Annotated in this window: 14 protein-coding genes and 1 pseudogene; 5 read left to right on the top strand and 10 right to left on the bottom strand. The window is 29.3% G+C overall.

All coding sequences use genetic code 11. From position 1 onward, the window contains the following. Positions 1 to 201 precede the first annotated feature (201 nt). Positions 202 to 5,964: a S8 family serine peptidase gene (locus tag HMPREF9709_RS09435; protein ID WP_005397108.1), complete on the bottom strand. Its 5,763-nt coding sequence runs from the start codon at positions 5,962 to 5,964 to the stop codon at positions 202 to 204. A 732-nt stretch (positions 5,965 to 6,696) separates the two neighbouring features. Here HMPREF9709_RS09435 and pflB point away from each other — a divergent pair. The 4 genes and pseudogenes from pflB to HMPREF9709_RS10400 all read left to right on the top strand — a co-directional run bounded on the left by pflB (position 6,697) and on the right by HMPREF9709_RS10400 (position 10,425). Further along, positions 6,697 to 8,838, top strand: a complete 2,142-nt coding sequence (gene pflB, locus HMPREF9709_RS01080; protein ID WP_005397107.1) for a formate C-acetyltransferase — start codon at positions 6,697 to 6,699, stop codon at positions 8,836 to 8,838. Between the two features lie 91 nt (positions 8,839 to 8,929). Next, positions 8,930 to 9,178: pseudogene (grcA3, locus tag HMPREF9709_RS01075) on the top strand (autonomous glycyl radical cofactor GrcA3); the annotation flags it as partial. A gap of 1 nt (position 9,179) precedes the next feature. Next, a complete protein-coding gene (pflA, locus tag HMPREF9709_RS01070; RefSeq protein ID WP_005397096.1) occupies positions 9,180 to 9,962 on the top strand; it encodes a pyruvate formate-lyase-activating protein in 783 nt (260 codons plus the stop codon). A gap of 355 nt (positions 9,963 to 10,317) precedes the next feature. Continuing rightward, complete coding sequence (locus HMPREF9709_RS10400) at positions 10,318 to 10,425, top strand: transposase (RefSeq protein ID WP_157573268.1); 108 nt, start codon at positions 10,318 to 10,320, stop codon at positions 10,423 to 10,425. A gap of 233 nt (positions 10,426 to 10,658) precedes the next feature. Here HMPREF9709_RS10400 and HMPREF9709_RS01065 read toward each other — a convergent pair whose 3' ends face one another. Together HMPREF9709_RS01065 and HMPREF9709_RS01060 are read right to left on the bottom strand one after the other, a co-directional pair. Continuing rightward, positions 10,659 to 10,847, bottom strand: coding sequence for a hypothetical protein (locus HMPREF9709_RS01065; RefSeq protein ID WP_005397093.1), 189 nt, complete (start codon positions 10,845 to 10,847; stop codon positions 10,659 to 10,661). Between the two features lie 105 nt (positions 10,848 to 10,952). Then, positions 10,953 to 11,909: a hypothetical protein gene (locus tag HMPREF9709_RS01060; RefSeq protein WP_005397091.1), complete on the bottom strand. Its 957-nt coding sequence runs from the start codon at positions 11,907 to 11,909 to the stop codon at positions 10,953 to 10,955. 738 nt (positions 11,910 to 12,647) lie between these two features. On the opposite strand from HMPREF9709_RS01060, the gene HMPREF9709_RS01055 reads away from it, so the two are divergent. Further along, complete coding sequence (locus HMPREF9709_RS01055; RefSeq protein WP_005397089.1) at positions 12,648 to 13,361, top strand: Crp/Fnr family transcriptional regulator; 714 nt, start codon at positions 12,648 to 12,650, stop codon at positions 13,359 to 13,361. Positions 13,362 to 13,480: 119 nt separating this feature from the next. On the opposite strand, the gene HMPREF9709_RS01050 is transcribed toward HMPREF9709_RS01055, so the two are convergent. The 7 genes from HMPREF9709_RS01050 to HMPREF9709_RS09430 form a co-directional block, all read right to left on the bottom strand. After that, the gene (locus HMPREF9709_RS01050; protein ID WP_005397088.1) at positions 13,481 to 14,644 is read right to left on the bottom strand and encodes a GTPase; all 1,164 of its coding nucleotides are present in this window, start codon (positions 14,642 to 14,644) and stop codon (positions 13,481 to 13,483) included. Positions 14,645 to 14,749: 105 nt separating this feature from the next. Next, positions 14,750 to 16,828 carry an elongation factor G gene (gene fusA / locus HMPREF9709_RS01045; protein WP_005397083.1) on the bottom strand — a complete coding sequence of 693 codons (2,079 nt, stop codon included), beginning with the start codon at positions 16,826 to 16,828 and terminating at the stop codon, positions 14,750 to 14,752. A 396-nt stretch (positions 16,829 to 17,224) separates the two neighbouring features. Further along, on the bottom strand, positions 17,225 to 17,659 hold the full coding sequence (locus HMPREF9709_RS01040; RefSeq protein WP_005397082.1) for an immunoglobulin-like domain-containing protein: 435 nt from the start codon (positions 17,657 to 17,659) through the stop codon (positions 17,225 to 17,227). Then, positions 17,660 to 18,820: a chymotrypsin family serine protease gene (locus HMPREF9709_RS01035; RefSeq protein ID WP_005397081.1), complete on the bottom strand. Its 1,161-nt coding sequence runs from the start codon at positions 18,818 to 18,820 to the stop codon at positions 17,660 to 17,662. It abuts the gene before it with no gap. Between the two features lie 197 nt (positions 18,821 to 19,017). Next, positions 19,018 to 19,563: a cysteine hydrolase family protein gene (locus HMPREF9709_RS01030; protein ID WP_005397080.1), complete on the bottom strand. Its 546-nt coding sequence runs from the start codon at positions 19,561 to 19,563 to the stop codon at positions 19,018 to 19,020. A gap of 8 nt (positions 19,564 to 19,571) precedes the next feature. Next, on the bottom strand, positions 19,572 to 20,489 hold the full coding sequence (locus tag HMPREF9709_RS01025; protein WP_005397079.1) for an aldo/keto reductase: 918 nt from the start codon (positions 20,487 to 20,489) through the stop codon (positions 19,572 to 19,574). A gap of 93 nt (positions 20,490 to 20,582) precedes the next feature. Next, a complete protein-coding gene (locus tag HMPREF9709_RS09430) occupies positions 20,583 to 23,015 on the bottom strand; it encodes an EndoS/ChiA family endoglycosidase (RefSeq protein WP_005397078.1) in 2,433 nt (810 codons plus the stop codon). Between the last annotated feature and the right edge of the window lie 986 nt (positions 23,016 to 24,001).

Below are 24,001 nucleotides of genomic sequence, written 5' to 3'. Positions count from 1 at the left end.
TAAAGAGCTAAAAATTATGTGATATTTTGTTTGTTAAATCTATTTACCCATAATATTTTGTATTACACATATTATTTTTAACTTAACAAAACAATGTCAAAATTTTATTGTAGGAATGTGTACTAATTCTATATTTAAAGTAAAAAACACCAGAGATTAATATTTCTAAAAATCTCTAGTGTTTAATATTTGCATTAAGAATTAATTCTTAATATCTTTTTCTATTGTCTTACTTCCTTTAAATAGGATGTCATCATTTTTTGTTCTATAGATATAGATTTCTTTTGTCACAACATTTTTAGCCATATCTATTGCACTTATACTAATTTTATTTTGACCATAGTTTAAGTCTACATTTAATTCTTTAGACAATTTCACACCATTCTCATTTTCAAATGAGATTGCACTTTTATCTATAGAATCAATTAGAGAATCTTCATGATAAAGATTTAATACGATAGAATCATCTTCTGATTGGATTCTTAAATTCACTTTGCCTGACTCCAAATCTCTTCCATCAATCATATAATCAATTTTCGGAGTAAGTCTATCATAAATAAATCTTCTTGTAACTGTCGCCTCTTTACCACTCTCCATTTTTACATTAATTCTTAAATTGATATTAAATCTATCTAAGATAGGTACACTAAATGAAAATGGAAGCGCATCACCGCTATATAAGTAACCATAATTTTCATGAATCATCTTAAATTGTTCTTTAGGAATGGAAATTTTTTCTCCCAAAGGATTTCCTTTATTATCAAACAATTGCGCATTAAACGATTCTATATTATCTCTTTCATCAATATGACCAACAAATCCTTTTACTATAAACTTATTATCATTCACAGTAAAATGATTTAACATTGAAAGCAATGATGGAGATTTAATAAAGATTGTAGGATATGGATTTTCTCTTAAATCATTAGATTTAGAATCTTCAGAAGATTTAGGATCTTCAGACAATTCTTTATTTTCTAAATTAGCTTTTTCGGATTGTACTTGTTGATTATCAGCATCGTCTTTATCAAGCAAATCAATAATTAATTGGGAATCCTCTGTAAAATTATAATTAATGTTTATCCCAATTGGAGAGCTAGAATATCCTTCCTTACCGCTTATAATGTCGAAATATTGACCTTTATTTAGTACGGTATCTTTATTATTGTCCCTTACAATTATTTTATAAACTTCTAATTTGGAAATTAATTCATCCTTAAATCTTAATTCTATCTGATTTTGTCCTGGATTTATCTTTATCTTAGAAGTTTTCAATAATTCATCTATCTTTTCTTGTCCCATTTTAATTGACTTAAACTTGGAAAGATCAATATTGTTAAAATCTAAGAATAAATCTTTCTTATCCTCTATAAATGGCATAGAACCTTTTTTAACGCTTGTAATTATCTCTAAACTACTCTTTAAATCTCTTAGTGTAAACTCAATATATTTACTGTTATTATTATATTTCGTATCGTATTTTCCAACATTATCATTTACTATATAACTCTTAGAAACAAGCTTATCTATCATCTTTCCTTTTCTCACATATAATTCAGCAATATGAGAATTATCTTGATCATATTCAATCCTGATTGTTTCATTATCATTAATAGTTGGATAAACGCTTGTAGCTTGTGTAATTTGTTTATCTCCAATATAAACCTTCATCTTATTATCATTTAATGATTGCCAGTTAACAAAATTTATATAGTTATAATTTTTGCTAAATCCGGATTCAATTGTCACATTGTGACGATTTGATAAATAATCAGATACAGAAATGTTTATATGTGATCTATCGGCATAGATTGGAACTTCTACTTCAAAATCACCTTTCCATCCATTTCTATAAACCATCGCTATAACTTGATATTCATCTTTAAAATTGAAGTCTTTCGCAGGAATGCTTACCTTACCATCTATTATTGTGTAGTATTTACCACTTTCTGGTTTTTCATCAACAAGATCTAAAGAAACGAATCTTCCATATTTTGGTTTACCTTTGGTATTTACAGTATTAACTGGATTAGATGATTTCATCACCGTTTCAGATTCACTAAATCTATCAATTCCATTTTTACCAATACTAGGAGGAGCTAAATGTTCAAAACCATTGTCTGTAAATTGTTCTTTCTCAAATTTTAAAGTTTGAATGGTTATATTTCTTACACCAGACCCCTTATCACCTACTACAAATCTTAGATTTTGCAATCTTTCATTAATACTATCTCTATAAATTTTGCCTTCATTTATAGTAGGATTAGAATTATCAATCATAATTGGGTATTGATAGATTTGTTCTGCATTTGTACCTATTCCTGCATTATTTAATTTCACTTTAAGTTGGTAAATATATAATTTATTTGCTTCTGCAGGTTTATTATTTATTTCACCATCCCAAAATGAATCAGGCATTACCATAAATGTATTATTTACATGTAGTCTATTTAATTTTCTAACATTTTTACTCTTACCAATAACTTTTAAGGTTTTCTTTGTCACTCCATCAAGAATAGAATACTCTATTTCTTCCATATTTCTCAAAGGTGCAATTCTAACACCTATTTTTGCAGCATATTCACTGCCTGGAGCAAAGAATACTTTATCGTCAATTACTGGTAAATTTGTTTTATTATCAGAAATAAACATTGAAGATCCACTTTTAATTTTTTCATTGATGAAAAATTGTGCATTTCTTGGGTTTTTATTGTATTCCGCTAGACCAAACGCATCGATAGCATCTTGTGAAGACCAATCCCCATAAAATCCTAAGAATGGTAAACTTAAGTTTACAGTATCATTCTTCGCATTTAATTTAATGAACCCTTCTACAAAATTATTCTTATCTAATTTTTCTTCACTAAAATCATAGATAAAACTTACTTCTTTTGTTTGATTTGGCAATACAACAATTGATTCTTGAGAATCTAATCTTCCCTTTATATAATCAGGTTTTTCAGTCCTATATCCCTTCTCAATTTTTTCTTTAATAGCAATTATTTCCGGCATATATTCTAACTTATCATTTGAAATATTTGTAATATTTAACTTAAATTCAAATTTAGAGTCAGATAATTGCTTTAACTCTAGTTTTCCATCTTTTGCTTTATCACTTTCCCCTGTAACACTTACATAAGCCTTAGTTTTCAAGGCTTTTTCAAGATTTAGAGCTCCAGCACCTTGCTGTCTTACAAAATATGGAACATTATCCGAATTTTTTATAATTTCAGCGGTATTCATTAACATTAGTTTAATCAAATCAGCCTTGTTGTCATTTTCAAATTTAATATCATTTAGATATTGTTTCATAATAGCTACCGCCCCAGAAACTTGAGGAGCTGCCATTGATGTTCCACTCATATTTCTATAATTGTCATTTTCAACTGTTGAACTGACATTTCCTCCAACCGCGGTAATTTCAGGCTTCATCCTTAAATCAGGAGTAGGTCCCCATGTTGAGAAAAATGACATCTTTCCTGCAGATGGATTTTCAACTTCTTTTTGAATTACATTTATAGTCAATTTACTGTCTATACCTGTATTTTTTATCAATTGTAATCCTGCTAATTTTTCATAAGTTTTATTTGAAATAATACCATAAACAAGTCTACCAGCTTCTCCTCTTAAACTTAATCTTCCAGTTATCTTATCATCAGGTCTAGCAAGTAAAATCGCTTTAGGTCTTCTAATCGCAATATTATCTAAAGTATTTTCAAAATGTGCTTTTCGTTCATCGGTTTCTGGCCATTTAATCAATACAATTTTATCTTTTACATCTGGTAATTTACTTTCATCCAAAGGCTCTTTTTTTTCATCTTTATCATTAGAAGAATGGTGATGGTGATGTCCTTCTTCCAATTTATTATCAAATTCCTTGCCTTCTTTTAAATCTATTGTTTCTGCAACAATATCTTCTTTAACGCCATTAGGAATAAATAAATTAACATTGTCAGTATATTTTCTTCTCAATAAATTCCATGAAAGTGAATTTACATATTTCACAGAATTTTCCATAGAGGCAACCGCAAATGAATCCTCATTAATTGCTGGATTTGCAACTACTCCCGTATCATAATTTTCTTTTAATGATTTAACATTGAAAGGATTTCCATTTACAATATTCGCTTCATTTCCTACCGCGACGGTGACAACAACACCTGCTTTTCTAGCTTTTGCAAAAAGTTTAATCTCTGGATGATTTTGATCATTATCAATAGTGAAACCAGATGGAGAACCCAGACTCATATTAATTGAATCAGCACCCAATTTTATCGCATCGTCCAAAGCTTTTAGCCATACATCAGTAAATGTCGTAGGATATTGTAAATCATCTGAAAATACCTTCATCGCTAAAATTTGAGAATTTGGAGCAACACCATAAACACCTTGCGCTTTATTATTAGCACCCACAATCCCTGAAACATGCATTCCGTGCATATTTCCATAAGAATCTAACAAATTATTACTAAAATCATAATAATTGTATCCATATGGAACCTTGTCGCTAAAATATTTCCCTTTTAACTTATTTTCTTCAATAAATTTATTAATTTTTTCTTTACTATATTTAATCTTACCAAGTGCATCATTATCGATGACTAAATCTTTATGTTTAACATCAATCCCGCTGTCAATAACAGCAACAACAGTACCTTCCCCTTTATATTTCAAATCAGACCACGCATGTTTAGCACCAATAATTTCCTGTTGTGATTTCAACAAAGGTCTTTCAAATTCTTGAGAATAATAAACTTTCTTAACTAAATTACTTTTTTCAATTATCTCAATATCTTTTTGTTGTACAATTCCCGCAATACCGTTTAACAAAGTATCATATTTAATAGTTGAATTATTCTTAAACTTAACATTTTTAGCATTTAATTCTGAAATAAGTTTATTTTGTTCAATTTTCAAATCATTTCTCTTGTCTGAAACAAATTCCTCAGAAAGTTCATTAACATCTTTTCCTTGTTTATTCGCCTCTTCAACAATAGAATCAGACTTCAACTCTAAAATTACTCTAACTGGTGAATTATCCCCATTTTCAACCAAATATGAGTTAGAATTATCTTTAACAATAATATCAATATTAAATTTTATATTTTTGTATTCATTTCCATTAATGATTAAACTATCTAAAACCTCTACAATTACTGAATACTTTCCAGGTGTTTTATTTTTAATTTTATCAAAATGTTCACTCTTCCAAACTATCTTATGAAGTTTATTGTCATTTTCTCCAGTAAACTTAAACCCAATAAATGCAGTTTCAGGCAACACTTCATCTGATTTCTGAGAATATACCAATTGATAATCACTATTAAGATTTAAATCAAGAACAGTAAACCTATCATCAAAACTTTCTTGTTCTTTTTCTGTTTCTACAAGGTCTTCTTTATCAGTTTCTTTAGTTTCTTCTTTTTCTGTCTCTTCTATAGACTCTTTTTGTGTCTTTTCTTTTTTATTTTCGTTATTTTCTTTAATTGTTTCGTTCGGATATTTTTTGTTTTCTTCTAAACCATTACTATTATTTTCTTTTTGAATATCCTTAGAAACAATAGAGTCTTTTCTTTCAGTTTTCTTATTATCTTTTTTAGACTCATGTAATCTTTCAATTATCTCTCTAACTTTTCTAAAGTCTTCTTCTTTTTTACTAATATCTTTTGATGTTTTCTTTGAAATAAAATTAGACTTTTTGTTTTCCTCTTTAGTAGATTCAGTACCTTTAACATCTAATTTATTTTCTGAAGTTTTTGATTCTCCAGATTTTTCACCAACAGTTTCTTCTGTTTTGTTCTCATTAACAATATTTAACTCATTTTTTGTTTCATCTTTTGATTCAGCTATTTCACTATTTTGCATATCCTTTGGCTTCATCAGTCTACTCACACCGTAAATAGAAGCTGTTATCGCAAATAATAACAATAAAATGATAATTATTTTTTTATTTTTTTCTTTCATTACGCCTCCATGATAATGATAATTATTCTTATTTAGAATAAAGTAAATTTTTATTTTTGTCAAAATTTTTTTATACATAAATATCGTATGAAGTATTTATCTATAAATTGCATCCTTAAATATTTGTGTATTGATACATATTTGATTTCAACAAATATTTGGTAGGATTTCCTGATTAAAATGGGGTTTAGGAAATAATCAGGAATGAATTTTGATGGGTTTTCCTGATTATTCTGGGATTTACGAATTAGTCAGGAAAGTTTTTTGATGGGTTTTCCTGATTATTCTGGGATTTGCGATTTAGTCAGGAAAATTTTTTGGTGGATTTTCCTGATTATTCTGGGATTTGCGGTTTAGTCAGGAAAAATGTTAAATATTTTTTCCTGTCTATTTTGAATTTATCGATTTAATCAGGAAAATCTCTTACATTATCACTTTTACATGTGTATTTTGAAATACTCTATTTACACATGTAAATCAGATATTTTTTACTACAAAAAGTAAAAAAAAAAGATATAACATTTATTTAAAACGAAAAATCGAACTAATTTATAAATACTTTTATTGATTAGCGCCCTTTTCTATTAGATCCTTTTGTTATATAATACAATTGTGGAAAATATTAGTAAGTTTTGTTAATTTACTATCATTTTAAACATTTCTGTGATTCAAATCACACATTTATTACAGAATTCGTGTTAAAATTAAGACAAACAAAATAAGGAGGGAATTATGTCAATTTGGGACAAATTTTTAGGAAGTAAATGGAAAAAAGAAATCAATGTAAGAGATTTCATCCAATCAAACTACACAGAATATACTGGTGATGATGCTTTCTTAGCTGGTCCAACACAAGCTACATTAGATTTATGGGCTCAAGTAATGGATTTATTTAAACAAGAAAGAGAAAACGGTGGTGTTTTAGATATGGATGCATCAATTGTATCTACAATCACATCACATGGTGCTGGTTATTTAAATAAAGATTTAGAAACTATCGTAGGTTTCCAAACAGATAAACCATTAAAAAGATCATTCCAACCATTCGGTGGTATAAGAGTTAGTGAATCATCACTTACATCATATGGATATGAAACAGATCCAGAATTACATAAAATATTTACAGATTACAGAAAAACACATAACCAAGGGGTATTCGATGTTTATACTCCAGAAATGAGAGCAATTAGAAAATCTGGTGTTGTTACAGGTTTACCAGATGCATATGGTAGAGGAAGAATCATCGGTGACTACAGAAGAGTAGCATTATACGGTGTTGATAAACTTATCGAAGATAAGAGAAAACAAATTGATTCAGTTTCTCCATTAATGACAGAAGAAAATATTAGATTAAGAGAAGAATTAGCTGAACAAGTTAAAGCATTAAAAGAATTAATTGAATTAGGTAATATCTATGGATATGATATTTCTAAACCAGCTCAAAATGCTAAAGAAGCTATTCAATGGTTATACTTTGGTTACTTAGCAGCAATCAAACAACAAAATGGTGCAGCTATGTCACTAGGTAGAACTTCAACATTCTTAGATATTTATATCGAACACGACTTAAAAGAAGGTTTAATCTCAGAAGAAGAAGCTCAAGAAATGATTGACCACTTCATCATGAAATTAAGAATGGTTAAATTTGCAAGAACACCAGAATATAACGATTTATTCTCAGGTGACCCAACATGGGTAACAGAATCTCTTGCAGGTATGGGATTAGACGGTAGATCATTAGTAACAAAGAACTCATTTAGATATTTACACACATTATCTAACTTAGGTACATCACCTGAACCAAACTTAACAGTACTTTGGTCAACAAAATTACCAGCAGGATTCAAGAAATTCTGTGCTAAGATGTCAATCGATACATCATCAATTCAATATGAAAATGATGACGTTATGAGATTAACTCACGGTGATGACTATGCTATAGCATGTTGTGTATCTTCAATGAGAGTTGGTAAAGAAATGCAATTCTTTGGTGCTAGAGCAAACTTAGCAAAATGTCTATTATACGCTATCAACGGTGGTGTTGATGAAAAAATGGAAAAACAAATCGGACCTAAATATAGACCAATTACATCAGAATACTTAGATTATGATGAAGTAATTGAAAGATTTGAAGACATGATGACATGGTTAGCTGAAATTTACGTAAACACATTAAACGTAATTCACTACATGCATGATAAATATGCTTATGAAAGCATTCAAATGGCTTTACATGATAGAGATGTTAAGAGATACTTCGCAACAGGTATTGCTGGATTATCAGTAGTTGCAGACTCATTATCAGCTATTAAATACGCTAAAGTTAAAACTATAAGAAACGAAAATGGTTTAGTTGTTGACTATGAAACAGAAGGTGAATTCCCAACATATGGTAACAACGACGATAGAGCTGATGAATTAGCAGTTTACGCTGTTGAATCATTCATGGCTAAAGTAAGAAAGAACCCAACTTATAGAGGTGGTATACCAACAACATCAATCTTAACAATTACATCAAATGTTGTTTATGGTAAGAAGACAGGTAATACTCCAGATGGTAGAAGACTAGGACAACCATTTGCTCCAGGTGCTAACCCAATGCACGGAAGAGATAAATCAGGTGCTTTAGCTTCCCTATCATCAGTAGCAAAAATTCCTTACGAAGATGCACAAGACGGAATCTCAAACACATTCTCAATTATTCCTGGTGCATTAGGTAAAGATACAAAAGTATTTGCTGGCGAAATTGATTTAGATGCATTAGATATTGATTTAGATTTATCAGATATCGATTTAGAAAGAGTAACTGATGACTGTGTAGGTAATGCATGTGAAATCCCTACATTAACAGACATCGAACCAGAAGAATTATAGTATAAGTAGAAGTAGGAAGTAAATTTAGTTAGACAAAGCCATGTGCTTTGTCTACTAAAATAAATTTGAAGAACAAAAAAATAAAAAAAGGAGCGAAAAAATGGCAAATAACACACAAATAGATAACTTAGTATCAATGTTAGATGGTTACGTAGAAAAAGGTGGTCACCACTTAAACGTTAATGTATTTAATAAAGAAACTTTATTAGATGCACAAGCACACCCAGAAAAATATCCACAATTAACAGTTAGAGTTTCAGGTTATGCTGTAAACTTTACAAAATTAACAAAAGAACAACAAGACGATGTAATCGCAAGAACATTCCACAGAGGACTATAATATGAATTTAGATACCATTGGATACGTTCATTCAAAAGAAACTTTTGGTACTGTTGACGGTCCTGGTGTCAGATATGTGTTGTTTTTACAAGGCTGTCCAATGAGATGTCTATACTGTCATAATCCTGACACATGGGCATCTTTTGGTGGCAAAGAAATGACAGTAAAAGAAGTTTTAGATGATTATGAAAGTTATAGACCATTCTTAAAAGATGGTGGTATAACTCTATCAGGTGGCGAATCTCTTCTTCAACTAGATTTTGTTATAGATCTATTTGAAGCTTGTCATGAAAGAAACATTCACACTTGTTTAGATACATGTGGTGTAACTTTCAGAGACAATGATCCTGAGCTACTAAAGAAATACGAAAAATTAATGGAAGTTACTGATGTTGTAATGCTTGACATTAAACATGTAAATGCAAGACAACACAAAGTTCTTACTGGACATACAAATGAAAATATTATTAAATTCTTAAGATTTATGGATCAACATAATATGAATATTTGGATTAGACATGTTATCGTACCAAAGATAACATACAATAAAGAATTCTTATATCAAACTGGTCAACTTCTTGGAGCATTTGATAATATAACAGCTATCGACGTACTACCATATCACACCATGGGTGTAGATAAATATAAAGAACTTGGTTTCAAGTATGCTTTAGATGGTGTACCTGCACTAAGTACTGCAGAAGCAGAAATTGCTAAAAAAATAATACTTTTAGGTAGAAGAGACAAGAGACAAGAACTTGGTAAAATACCTGCTAGTAAATAATTAAAAGAGGCTATTGATTTAGCCTCTTTTTTATGGGTTCATCAATATCTTTTTGGGGGGATAACCTCCTTCAGATATTGATGAACCATATTTTCCAAAAAGTGTTCACATAATAGATAGATACAATTATGTGAGACAAGTATCCTGCGGATTTGAGAATGTTAGATAAAAATAACAAAAAAATATGCCTGAACCATTGAGAATCTATTTTAAGAAAAGTAAAAGTCTTTAATAAGGCTAAAAAGCATGGTTAGGGTATTTAGAAACAACTAAATTTGAAGAGTTTAATGAGTGTAAGAAAGCATTTAACAACTAGCAAGAACTTATATGTAATAGTTTTGACTAGAAAGATTCCATTGGATTTGTAGAAGGTCATAATAATAAAACTAAATCTTTGAAAAGATTAGGGGTTGGATTTAGAAGCTTTAAAACCTTTAGAACTAGAAGATTAATAATTGGATAAGCTAAAAAAAATAAAAAGGATTAGCTTTGTTTGCTATGCCTAAAAACAAGGAAAATTGACGTAATTGTTGGTTTTTAAGAAATAAGTGAGAAAATCTACTAAAAAAGAGTGAGGATGCTATTTATGGGAAAATAGCACCCCCAACTGAAATTGATGAACCTCATTTTAAACTATAATTTTTTTTAGAAAATCATTTACAAATATAAATATAATATTAGATAAAATAAGAATTGTTATCGTTGTTCATTTTTCCTTTTTTTATTAATATAAAAATAAGTTATGTAATAGAAAGCTCTAAAAACAATTACATATATAATAAACCAATCTCTTCTTTGTTCAAAAATAACAACATATATAAGTAAAAGCACAATTATTGTATCAAATATTAAATTTCTTTTTAAATATGTATTCATTTTTTTCATAAATATCTCCTATCATTATATTATAAACATAACATTAATTATTTCAATTAACAGTACTTTTTCTGTTAATTGGAATTAATAACTCTTTATGAAATTTTAATGCTATTAATAATACATAGTACATGCACCACCTGCATAATCTGGCCTTTGTGAATGAAACTTATATGTAGATTCTTTAACTTTCCCAGTATAATTACTATATTGATAAAATACCGAACGTTCTCTAATGTAAGTTTTACAATCACTTCTACGAGCTTGATATTTTATTACATAAAATTTTCTATATACCAAAGCTCCTACAGTAAGTGCGGTTCCAGTAATTTGAAGAATAGTCCCTAGTCTTTCTTTTAATACAGGATCCTTAAACATAAAAGAAATTATGTATCCAGCTGCATCAGCTATAACGGTTAATACAATTAACCAAAAGCCCGTTTCTCCTTTATAAGTTCGAGTTTCATTCATCCAATATGCTTTTGAGGCTAACATTCCATCATTGTTCTTCAAATAACCTTTAATATCTTCTGCAGTTTTATCTTCATAACACTCTTCGTTCAACAGTATTGCTTTCTTATCCCCTAAAAACACAACTATTTTTTTTGAAAATTCTGAAATTTCCGATTTAATAATGTATTTATTTAATCCGATTTGTATCAATATTTCATTATCATTTTCAATAGAAATTAAAACAGGTATATTAAGATCTTCTTTAAGCACTATTTTTTCTTTTATATTACTATATAAATCTAAAAAATTAGCTTTTTTAAAAAAAGCAAAAAATTCATATAATTCTGGTTCTATTTTTTCTTTTTTCAATTCTTCAATATCGTCATCAGAAAGACCTGAGTAATTTTTCTTTTCAATATTTTTATTATTTGATGTTGACAGATATGGTTTATTTATTGAATAATTAGATTTATTTATTTTCTTATATTGCTCATACACTTCAATATATTTACTTTTTAAATCATTATTTTGACCTGCCGCGAAAGTCGTTGTAGATATATTAATAACAAACATTATTGAAAGTAAAATACATATAATATTATTAGTGTTTTTTTTCATTTTCTCCCTCAAAAAAATAATTTCAATACTGTTGCAAAAAACTCCTTTATTTAAAATAAATTACCTAAAAAAAAAGAAAACGGTATATCTTTTTTTATATGAAATATTTAACTCTAGTCTATATCAACATCTCTATTCATTATTATTTTACATGAAAAAGATATCGTTGTCAAGATTTTCTAAACCTAAATTAATAAGGTCGAACATAGCTAAAATAAATGATAAATTTAATAAGTTTTTTTCAAACTAAACATTTAAAAGATAGTAAATTAACATCTTTCATTTATATTTAACAAAACTGTCCATTTGATTCACAACATCTGTTAAAAAATATTCTATTAATATTAAATTATATTTTTGTTTGTTCCCTTTTTACTACTGATAATAAAACAAAAAAGAATAAAATTATACTAGATTTGAGTTTTGGCTAGTTTATTTATGCATAAAGTTTCTTTTCCTATATTTAGTGTTACGGGATTAAAAGGTTCAATTTTTTTAGTATAAAATGATTCATTTTTTTTTCTGTTTTTTTAGTTGTCTTTGCAAAACCTTAATATCAAAAAAAAATAAAAAAAAACATATATATATTTATATCGCCTTTACATGTTTTACTCAAATAGATAATTCAAGAGCAATAAATTCATAATAAGTAAAATATTATTTACCAATATTAATAATCTCTATTTTATTACAATAAATAGACTTTTATGATAATATATTATAAAAGAGGGTGGTAAGATGAAATATAAAAGAGAATTATTTAATGGAGAACAATTTAATTATAGAAAAGTTCCGCTTTTACAATCACTATCAGAAGATGATTTTCAAAAAATGAAATCAAATTTGATAATTCATGAATATCAAAAAGGCGAAACTGTTTTTAGATCTCATGATCCCGCAAATAAAATGTTTATCGTTTTAGAGGGACAACTTAAGATTTCTAAGATAATGTCTGACGGTAAAGAACAAATCCTATATATCTATACCGCTGGGGATTTCGTTGGCGGTCATAACATTTTATCTGGAGATATGTACGAATACAGCGCATATGCATTAGTAAAAACTGCAGTTTTAACTATTACGGAAAATGATGTAATGCACATTTTAAGAAACAATAATCAATTCTTAATTACAGTTTTGGAACAATCTTATGAAAGGATAAGAAAAGCTGAGACTTTAATTGATAGATTGTCTATTATCAGTACCGATGCGAAAGTAGCCAAATTATTAAAAACATTAATATCTTTATATGGTACCGAAAAAGAAAACGGCATATTAATTAAATACAATATCACTCAAGAAGAATTAGGATCTCTATCTGGAATTTCAAGAGAAACTATGAGTAGAAAATTAAACCAATTTGAAGAAGAAGGTATATTAAAAATTGTATCTCGCGGTAAAATTATTGTTTATAAACCAGATGAATTAGAAAATATTTTATTTAATAGTTAAAAAGATTTAGAAACACTTAACTACACCTAGTGTTTTTGATTATGTCTAATCTGCTAGGGTCATAAGGGTAATTTTGATCCTAGCGTTTACTATTTTGCCTAATACGATAGGGTTATTCTCTACTCTATCTCTTCTTCATCTTCATCTTTTCTATTTTTTAATTTTTTCTTAAAGATGTTTTTTATCAGTTCTTTTCCTTCGAAGGATTTTAAATCTTCAATATTAATGTCACCACTTACTAACATAGTCATGATTACAATGTAGGCTTCACCTAGGGCTGCTGTCATAGTTGCAGCGGTGGCAGCGGAAATTGCTCCACCAGCAATACTTCCTGCTCCCGGAATAAATTTTAATATATTTGATACTACTGAACGGCCTAATACTGTAGTCGCAGATGTACCGATGGTTGAACTTAGAATGGCAACGATGGTGGCTTTTTCAAGAGGTATGCCGAAGATCGTTGTTATTCGAGCAAGCATAGCGTTTTGCTCTGGTACCAATATTGTTGCATCTGAAAAAGGAATTGGTACCGCTCCTATTGCCGCCGCAGCTGTGGCTGCCTTTTTTACTGCAGCCTTAGCTTTTTGCTTTTTTAATTCTAAATTCGCCTTTTGAACAGTTATAAATGTTCTTTTTACTTCTTCTGGAATAACTTCATACATTAATTCTGCAAGAGAATTTAACCCATAGGACTTAATTATAAAATCATTATCAATTTTATAATCTTCAGCTAAAACAGAAATGATATTTACTAGAGGAAGATTTTCTTTTTCAATTTGTAATTTTAGTTCTCTTGCATCATTTTTAGAATATGATTGGGTTAATACTAATATTACAGGAACATTATATTTAGAAGTTTCACCTAAGAAGTTTCTAAGAAAATCAATCTCTGCTTGTTCAAATCTATGAGATGGAGTAGCGACACAATACCAAATACAATGTATCATTTCTTTTATGTCTGCTGACTTTAAACCTTTATTAATCTCTGAAGTAATCTCTGAAATTAATTCTCTCATAGAGTTTTCCCCTCCAAGTTCTAAACCGGGAGTATCATAAATTGCTAATGGAAAGTCCTTCTTTTCTATCTTTCTCATTTTCTTTGTTATTGGCTTACCAATGCCAGTTTCAGCCATTTTTTCATTAAACATATTGTTTATTAGTGTACTTTTACCAACACCAGTTTTTCCCAATACCATAACATTTAATTTTTCTAATTCACTATATTCTTGTGAAATTGCCTCTGATATCTTATCAGCGACATTTTTTATATCATAATTATCCATACTCACCTCGCTTAATGCTAAACAGTATAGACTATATATACCCTAAATGCAAAAATGGAGTCAGATTTCTCTAACTCCATCTAAATTCAATTTACATTGTAAATGCTATTCTTGTGCTTGTGCTTCTTCAATAATCTTATCAGTTTGTTCTCTAGGAACTTGTTCATATCTTACAAATTCCATTTCAAATGAACCTCTACCTTGTGTCATTGAACGGAGATCAATTGCATATTCGAACAATTCCGCATAAGGCGCTTCAGCAATTATTACTTGAGTGCCGTCTTCTTGTGGCTCCATTCCTATAATTCTACCACGTTTCTTATTGATATCACCCATTACATCACCCATGTAATCTTCTGGAATGGATGTTTCAAGCTTCATAATTGGTTCAAGTAATACTGGATTAGCTTTCTTCATACCTTCCTTGAATGCTATTGAAGCAGCAAGCTTAAATGCCATTTCATTTGAGTCAACTGGGTGGTATGACCCATCATAAAGTGTAGCTTTGATACCAACTACTGGATAACCAGCTAAAATACCTTTTTCTAAGGATTCTTCAAGACCTTTTTCTACTGCTGGGAAATAGTTTTTCGGTACCGCCCCACCGAATACCTCTTCAGCAAATTCGAAACCTTCTTCGATTGGCTCAAATCTAATAAATACATCACCATATTGGCCAGCACCACCAGATTGTTTCTTATGCTTACCTTGTACATCACTCTTACCAGTGATAGTCTCTCTATATGGTATTCTTAGTGGAATAATTTCTGTTTCAACTTGATATTTGTTTTTCAATTTATCTAAAACAGCTTGAAGTTGAACATTCCCAACACCAGAAATTGTAAGTTGTTTAGTTTCATTATTTCTTTCAAATACAAAACTTGTATCTTCCTCTTGCAATCTTTGTAATGCGTGACCAATCTTATCTTCGTCTTTCTTAGATTTTGGCACAATCGCATATGTCAATGACGCTTGAGGTTGTTTCAATGTCTTATAAACGATTGGATTATTTTTATCTGAGAATGTATCACCAGTCTCTGTTTCTTCTAATTTTGTAACCGCCGCAATATCACCAGCAATTACTTCATCAATTTCAACTTGTTTCTTACCTTCTAATCTAAATAATCCGCCAGGTTTTTCTTCAACTTTTCTTGTTGAATTATAAATATTTGAATCTTTCTTAAGCTTACCTGACAATACTTTAAATAATGTAATTTTACCAACAAATGGATCAATATATGTCTTAAATACATATGCTGAGAATGGTTCATTTTCATCCACAGGCAGATTTTCACCTTCTATCGGTCTAAATCCAATATGCGCCTTTTTATTATTTGGAGCTGGCATATAATATGAAATAATATCTAATAATTCATCTATACCATAACCCATTGTAGCAGACCCAACAATTAATGGCACAACACTACCTGAAATCATTGCAGAAGTGATACCTTTAGCAAATTCTTCAGTCGTAAAATTAATACCTTCAAAGAATTTATCCATTAATTTATCATCAGTCATTGCAACTATTTCTGCCAATTGATTATAAACTTCTTCAACTTCTAGCATACGTATCTCTGGAATGCTTGTCTTTTCTCTTTCAAATCCATCATATTGATACGCTTCTTTTCTCATAACATCAATTAAACCTTTGAAATCTTGACCGGATCCTGGATGAGCTCCATCACCCAATGTCAACACTAAAGGAGTAACCTTTTTCCCAAATTTAATATGTAGATTTGCTACAAGTTCGTTAAAATTAACATCTTCTTTATCAATTTTATTTACAAAAATAATTCTAGGTAAACCTATTTTTTCACAATATTTCCAATATTTTTCTGTACCAACTTCGATTCCAGATTGAGCATCTATGACAAATAGAGCTGCTTCGCTAGCCTTTAGAGCTGATTTTACTTGTCCCTCAAAATCAAAATATCCTGGTGCATCGATTAAATTAATCTTGGTGTCCTTCCATTCGACACTTGCTACTGATAAGCTAATAGAAGCTTTTCTATCTATTTCTTCTCTATCAAAATCGGATACTGTATTTCCAGAATCAATATTTCCTAACTTTCCAATTGCACCTGACTTATATAACAAAGCTTCCACTAAAGAAGTTTTACCACTGTCACTGTGCCCAACTAAAGCTACATTCTTGATCCTACTTGTATTATAGTTTTTCATAATACCTCCAATTTTTCTTTATTATCATGATTAAATTATATAACAATGGAAAACGTAATTCAATGATTATTTAAATAAAAATGGAATTTTTTTAAAAATATGCTTAAAATGTAACAAATACTAAGGAGAAAATATATAATATAATAAATGTTAAAGATTGAACCTTTAGTGCTTTTGATAAAATACTTTACAATGTATCTTTTTAAGATAATAAAAAAGAATCATCAATATTTGTTGGGATAATTACCATATGATATTGACGACTCTTAAAATTTGATACTAAAATCTAAATTGCAAATTTTAGTACCATTCTCTCTCAAAAATTTGGAACAAAATCTGAAAATATTAATTTTGGTACTATTTTGACAGTTTTTAATTTAGTTAAATCTTTTATTTCTATTCTATTGTAAAGTAAATAGATTTTATTACAATTTTTTTACTGTTTTCTAAAGTAAATGTCTTTGATATTCTATATTTACCGGGCTTTAAATCTTCATCATTTAAATGTTTTTCAAAACTAATTTCTTCTTTATAACTTTCTCCGCTCTGTATTTCCATCATTATACTATTCCAAGTTTCATAACCCGTACTAATCTCTTTCCATTCTTTTCCCTCTAAATAATAGTATTTAACTTCTAAACCTGTATTTAATGTTTCATCAAAATTATTAGTGTATATAGCCATTATATTTTTATTACTTTGAATCTCAGCCTCAATACTAATATTTTGATTTTCTATATCTTTTTGAAATGTGTATTTTAATTCCCTTTTAGAGCAAGCATTTAAGAATAACGTTAAAATTATTAAATATATAAAGAATTTTTTTTTCATCTATTTCACCTTTAATCCAAAGATTCTATTAATTTCTGAAGCCTTGGTATAATGTGCAATACCATTACCCCCATCTTTATGTATTCCTACAATCAAATATTCTAATGAATTTGGTATTTTAAAATATACTAATCCCCCACTATCTCCACTAGCTGATTTATAATTTGATTCTGACATATTTGAATAATAAATTCCACTTGTTTTATCTGTCCAACTTGAATTTATAGATTTAACATACCCAACAGTAGTTCCTGTAGCAAATCCAACTTTGCTAATTCTGCTACCAACTACAGGGTTAAATGCAGCACTTTTTAATTTATGTCCTTCGATCTTATTGTTTACACTAAACCCTTTATCTGTTATTTCAACATAAGAAGCATCTATTGTAGCTCTATTTTGTTTTTTTCTTGTTATTCCAATTTTTTTACCCTTACTAAAAATAAAATGACCTACATCTGAACCATGACCAGACATAACAAATCCATTTTTACCATTATAACTAACAGCATAACCAAGAGAACTACTAGCTCCAGCCTTTGTAATCACTTTTCTACTTGATATCTGATGTCCCGGATACACTGAAGCTTGATTTTTAGTTTTTAATAAATTAGTAAAACTAAAAATATTTCTATCACCAACTATTCTTAATATATCTTTTATTTTATTTTCGCTTATATCTTCTATTTGAAAATTAATTCTATTATTTTCAACATCTATACTAAACTTTACATCATATTCTATGTACTTTACTCTTCCTGAGAAATAATTATCTAAAATATTATAGACATTTTCTAAATAATTCATAGAATAATCTACATATTTTAATTCAATTTTGTCATAAATTTGTTCAAATATTTTATATTCTAAGCTATTCAAAACTTTAAACTTTGTATATTCTTTTATCATGTTTATATATAATTTATCATCCTTTATATAATTTCCCCCAAAATATTCAGGATACTTGCCATAATTCAAATTATTATTAAAAACAAAAAGTGATTTATATTTTTTTGACTTAAAATTAGACATATTCAGTATTTCGTCAAAATAATCTTGATTATATTTATGTAAGTGTTCTTCGTTTTTATATGCGAACGCCTTAGAAAAAGTACTTAAAATAAATACAGCTACAAAAAGAAATAAACTGACCAATTTTTTCATATATTCCTCCAACTTTTATTTAAATATAAATTTTATCTTAATTAAATCTTCATAAAAATAATGGTAATTTAAAAACTTTATTTCAAAAATAATAAAATAAATATATAAAAATATAAATATCTATAATTATACCTTTTTCTAAAAAAGTTGTCAATATAACTATAATTATATGTTTATTACTTATATATATTATAATTTCATACCACTCTAGCGCCTAAAGAATTTTTAAAATGTTGAAGTGCCCATTTATGACCATCTGAGTTAAATGATTGCACTCCTTTTTCATGTACAACTATGTCAAATCCCTTATTATACGCATCTATTGCAGTATGTAGCACACAGATATCTGTGACCACACCTACTAAATGCACTTCTGTAATATTTCTTTCTCTTAATTTTGTTTCAATATCGGTACCATGAAATGCTGAATATCGAGTTTTGAATGTATAATAAACATTATCGCTATTCTTTATTTTTTGATACAAATCTTCAAGTTTTCCATACAATTTTTGGCCATCTGTACCATTTATATTGTGTGGTGGAAATAGCTTACTTTCTGGGTGAAATTTATCATTTTCAAAATGATTATCAATTGCAAAGACAACAAAGTCTCCATTTTCGTAAAATTCTTTTGTAATGTCTACAATGTATTCTTCAAGATTTTGTGCAACTTTCCCAGCAGTTAATTTCCCATCACTTGCCACAAAATCATTTGTATAATCAATATTAATTAAAGCTTTCATCTTCTCTCCTATGGTAATAAATTACCCGCACTTCTATATATTTCGTACCATTCTTCCCTAGACAGTTCGATATCTGCACCCTTTGCAATTTCTTCAATTCTTTGAGGATTCATTGAACCTAAAATCATTTGCATTTTAGCAGGATGTCTCAAAATCCAAGCAGTAACCATCGCTTCTAAACTAACATTTCTTGCCTCTGCCATAGTCTCTAATTTTTGTGTTAGTTCAGCATAGTTAGAATGTTTAATGAATAGCCCTTCCTCCAAATTCACTTGGAATGGTGACCATGTTTGAATGGTTATCTCTTCCAATCTTGTAAACTCTAAAATACTGTCTTCTCTATTTACACCAGCGATATTTTTCATATTTACATTTAAGCCAGAATCAATCATTGGTGTATGAGCAGGACCAAATTCTAATTGGTCAATAATCAATGGAAACTCTACAAATTTTTGTAACAACTTTATTTGACCAGGATTTGCATTACTCAAACCAAAATTTCTTACCTTACCAGAATAGTGAAGTTCCTTAAATGCTTTAGCCACCTCTTCTGGCTCCATCAATGTATCCGGTCTGTGTAATAGTAAGATATCTAAATAGTCAGTTTGAAGTCTTTCAAGTATACCTTCAACTGATCTCATGATGTGATCATAGGAAAAGTCATAGAATCCTTTTCTAATCCCACATTTTGATTGAATTATTAAATCTTCCCTTTTAATATCTGTTAATTTCAATGCTTCAGCAAATATCTCTTCTGATTTTCCACCACCATATATATCTGCATGATCAATATGATTAATCCCTACACTATATGCTTTTTCAATAACTTCTTTAGCTTCCTCTACTGATTTAGCCTCCATTCTCATACATCCCAAAATTAATCTACTAGCTTTCAAATCAGATTTTCCAATTTTAATTTGTTCCATTACTCCCCCTATTTTTATTTTATATTTTGAATATATTATATCACTAAAATTATGAATTTGTTTGCAAATGAAAAAGAGGCCGAAGCCTCTTTTCTATCTTTTTCCTATTAATTTTCCATCCCAAGTAAAGTTGTGCCATTTTCCGTCAATCCATTGTTTACCGGAAACTCTTGTACCTGTTGAAGGTCTTAGATAAGTCCAAACACCGTCAATCCATTGCCATCCGTATGCTTGTGTACCTGTACCTTCTCTAAAGTACATCCAACCTAGTGGAAGTTTTTGCCAACCTGTAGCCATTGTTCCAGATTTTCTGAAGAATCTCCAATTTCCATCTATAAATTGTCTGTCCTTAACCATTGTACCTGAAGATAATCTAAAGAAGTATCTGTATCCATTTACTGGATTTGTCCACCAACCCTTGTGATATCTTGTTTCTGGGCCTTCTAGCGATAACCAAACCTTGCCATTTTCATGGTAAGTTTGTGTCATTGATTCACCTTTAGAATTAAAGAACTTCCAAGCATTTTCTATCCATTTCCATTCTGATTTAGCTTGTTCGCCATTATCAAAATATGTCCATTTATCTCCAACTTGTTCCCATCCGTGTTTAACTTCAGGAGTTGGTACAGCTTTTTTAGCCTTTTCTAAAACATCATAAGGAGTAACACTAGATTCATAAACAAATTCTAAATCTGTAGCTTCCTTGATAAATCCATTCATAGTTTCTTCATCTAAATCTAATTTCTTAATTTCTTCGATTACGATATTTCTATCCTTTTCGAATACCATTAAATGTTTTAATTCTTTAGATAAACTATAGTCTGTTGTGTAGATATTGTCATCTTTAAATTTAACACCATCTCTATCAATCGCATAAGAAACTATTCCGGCTTTGTTACCATTCTTTCCGCCTTCTGGTTGCCACAATGCATATTCTTCAGCAGCTGAACCAGCTACTTTATCTGAGATGTCATTCCATTCATTCCAGCTATCTCTTTCTTCATAGAATGAGAAACCTAAAATAAATTGTTCTGGTTTGATATATGGCTTGAATGTTTGCCATCTTTCTTCTAATTTATTTTTAAATTCAGATCCAAAGAATTTTCTATATCCGTAAGCTTGAAGTAAAACATAATCAGCATCATCATAAATTCTTGTTAAAATCTTTTGATTACCAGTCATATTTGTATCGATGATAAATAATTTACCACGTTCATGAAGTAGTCTTGCGATTTCCTTAATGATTTCTACCGCTCTATCTTCTTCCTCTTGAGTGATTGGATTTGGACTTCTTCTGTATGTGTCATGCCATTCTATATCTATATCAACACCATCTAAACCATATCTGTTTACCATTGTTTCAACAATGTATTGTGCTTTCTTCATATTTCCCTCATGTGTTTTTGGGAAAATATTACCGTCTTCATCAGCAAGGTCATTATACATCATTTTAACACCCATTGTTCTGATTACTCTTGTACCCCTTGCATGCATTTCAGGTACATATTTTTCAGTCAACACTTTCCAAAATTCACTATATGGTTTAGTTCCATCATGGAATACAAATGCTAAATCTACTTCCCCTGGAATATCACCAAAATAGTTTGGTCTATCTTCATCTGGATCTGAGTATTGATCATGCCAAGTTCTAAACCAACCACCATACAATGGTTCTTCAAGTTTAGGTAGCTCTGGCGCTTCTGGTGCCTTCATTTCATTTTTGTAATAATTTAATCTATCATTCATTTCTTGAGCATATTTAATCAATGAATCTGGTGTTTGTGAACCAATTTTAGATATAAAATCTGCTTTAATATCTTTATTAAAGTGTTCTAATTTATCAAATTGTGCAATTATTTCTTCTTTAGATAAATCTTTTTTGATTGGAGTTTCATTAATCCTTTTACCAAAAGCCTTCAACTCTGTCATACCTAATGATTTACCAGTTTGTGCAACTAACTTAATTCTAATCGCTTGAGTCTTAACTGGTTCAAACTCTAAAGAAGTCACACCATTTAATTGTGGATTAGGATATTCTCCCTTTAATGTAACATCCTTCCAATTTGCATCATCATCTAAAACAGTATCTTCCCCATATCCAAATCTATCTGGAACCTTAGTCAACTTTTCACCTGTATAATATTGGACAACATATTTTGCAGGAAGTAGACATCCACTATCTTGATAGAAATGAATATCAAGTTTATTAACTTCACTTTCCCTAATATCAACACTTGAACCAAATACTACACTTACCCAGTTTTCAGCCAGTGTATCAGATGGTTTCCAGTCTGTCCATCTATTTGCAGGATCGTTATTATAACTAACAACGCCATCATTTAATTTATTTGTACTATCACCACTACTTGTCCATTTAGCAAAAATTATTGACTCATCTGATTTTGTAAGCAAAATGGAATCAGCATTATCCGATGCCTGTACTTGCCCATTTTCCATAGGCAATGCACTAAACAACATAACAAATGCTAGCAATAAACTTACCATTGATTTTGTAAATCTTTTCATACTTACCTCCATTAATTCATTTCAAATTTAGTATACTATACGAATACATGAATTTCACTACATTACACAAATTAGAAAAGAGTTTCATCGTTTTATCATTTGATAGCGGTTTATATGAATATGATTTCATAAGGTGGTAGAGTGGTAAATTTGGGGGAATGGGAAGTTTGGAATTGATTATTCGAGTGGAATGGTGGGATTGAGGAAATGGATAGTTGGGTGGTGATTATGCGGGTGTAATGGTAGGCTTGAGGGAATGGATAGTTGGGGGTGATTATGTAGGGGGAATGGGTGATTTGGGGATATGATGTTGAGAGAGGAATTGAGGAGTTCAATGGACTGTTTTTCGATTATTATCGTGGACCATTTTTCGGTTGATATTTACAAAAATTACCTTGTACATTTTCATATAATCACTTTTATAAATGCTGGTAAATCTATTTTATATAATTTACTTGGTTATTTTAAAATCTTTATTTTACCTAGTAGTAAATTTCCACAATTTACTTGGGAAAAATTAGAAATCAATATTTACCAAGTAGTAAAATATTTAGATTTACTTGGTTATTTAAAAAAAATCTTTTTACCAAGTAAATATTATTATAAATTTCATAAAATTTACTTGGGTATATTAAAATTCTATAATAACCAAGTAAATGGAGCAAAAATTATACTTTGGTATTTTAAAATATCAAAATAACCAAGTAAATTGGACAAAATATCTACTTGGCAAATTTAAAATATCAAAATAACCAAGTAAAATTCCTTAATCCTTTGAGGTCTAACCATCAACAAACACTAATGCCAACATATTATGAGCAAATTTCAAATAGAAAAAAGAGGCTGCAGCCTCTTTTTCCATCTTTCTATTATCTTCTTCCTATTAACTTACCATCCCAAGTAAAGTTGTACCATCTTCCGTCAATCCATTGTTTACCGGAAACTCTTGTACCTGTATTTGGTCTTAGGTATCTCCAAACGCCATC

It is taken from the genome of Helcococcus kunzii ATCC 51366, assembly GCF_000245755.1.
GTDB lineage: Bacteria > Bacillota > Clostridia > Tissierellales > Peptoniphilaceae > Helcococcus > Helcococcus kunzii.
This window is presented reverse-complemented; position numbering and strand designations above follow the sequence as displayed.

Excerpts from the sequence above, each read along its gene's own strand:
- HMPREF9709_RS01035 (WP_005397081.1), bottom strand. The coding sequence starts at position 18,820 with ATGAAAAAATTGGTCAGTTTATTTCTTTTTGTAGCTGTATTTATTTTA.
- HMPREF9709_RS01025 (WP_005397079.1), bottom strand. The coding sequence starts at position 20,489 with ATGGAACAAATTAAAATTGGAAAATCTGATTTGAAAGCTAGTAGATTA.
- HMPREF9709_RS01055 (WP_005397089.1), top strand. The coding sequence starts at position 12,648 with ATGAAATATAAAAGAGAATTATTTAATGGAGAACAATTTAATTATAGA.
- HMPREF9709_RS01030 (WP_005397080.1), bottom strand. The coding sequence starts at position 19,563 with ATGAAAGCTTTAATTAATATTGATTATACAAATGATTTTGTGGCAAGT.
- HMPREF9709_RS01040 (WP_005397082.1), bottom strand. The coding sequence starts at position 17,659 with ATGAAAAAAAAATTCTTTATATATTTAATAATTTTAACGTTATTCTTA.
- HMPREF9709_RS09435 (WP_005397108.1), bottom strand. The coding sequence starts at position 5,964 with ATGAAAGAAAAAAATAAAAAAATAATTATCATTTTATTGTTATTATTT.
- HMPREF9709_RS01050 (WP_005397088.1), bottom strand. The coding sequence starts at position 14,644 with ATGGATAATTATGATATAAAAAATGTCGCTGATAAGATATCAGAGGCA.
- HMPREF9709_RS01065 (WP_005397093.1), bottom strand. The coding sequence starts at position 10,847 with ATGAAAAAAATGAATACATATTTAAAAAGAAATTTAATATTTGATACA.
- pflA (WP_005397096.1), top strand. The coding sequence starts at position 9,180 with ATGAATTTAGATACCATTGGATACGTTCATTCAAAAGAAACTTTTGGT.
- HMPREF9709_RS01060 (WP_005397091.1), bottom strand. The coding sequence starts at position 11,909 with ATGAAAAAAAACACTAATAATATTATATGTATTTTACTTTCAATAATG.
- pflB (WP_005397107.1), top strand. The coding sequence starts at position 6,697 with ATGTCAATTTGGGACAAATTTTTAGGAAGTAAATGGAAAAAAGAAATC.
- fusA (WP_005397083.1), bottom strand. The coding sequence starts at position 16,828 with ATGAAAAACTATAATACAAGTAGGATCAAGAATGTAGCTTTAGTTGGG.
- HMPREF9709_RS09430 (WP_005397078.1), bottom strand. The coding sequence starts at position 23,015 with ATGAAAAGATTTACAAAATCAATGGTAAGTTTATTGCTAGCATTTGTT.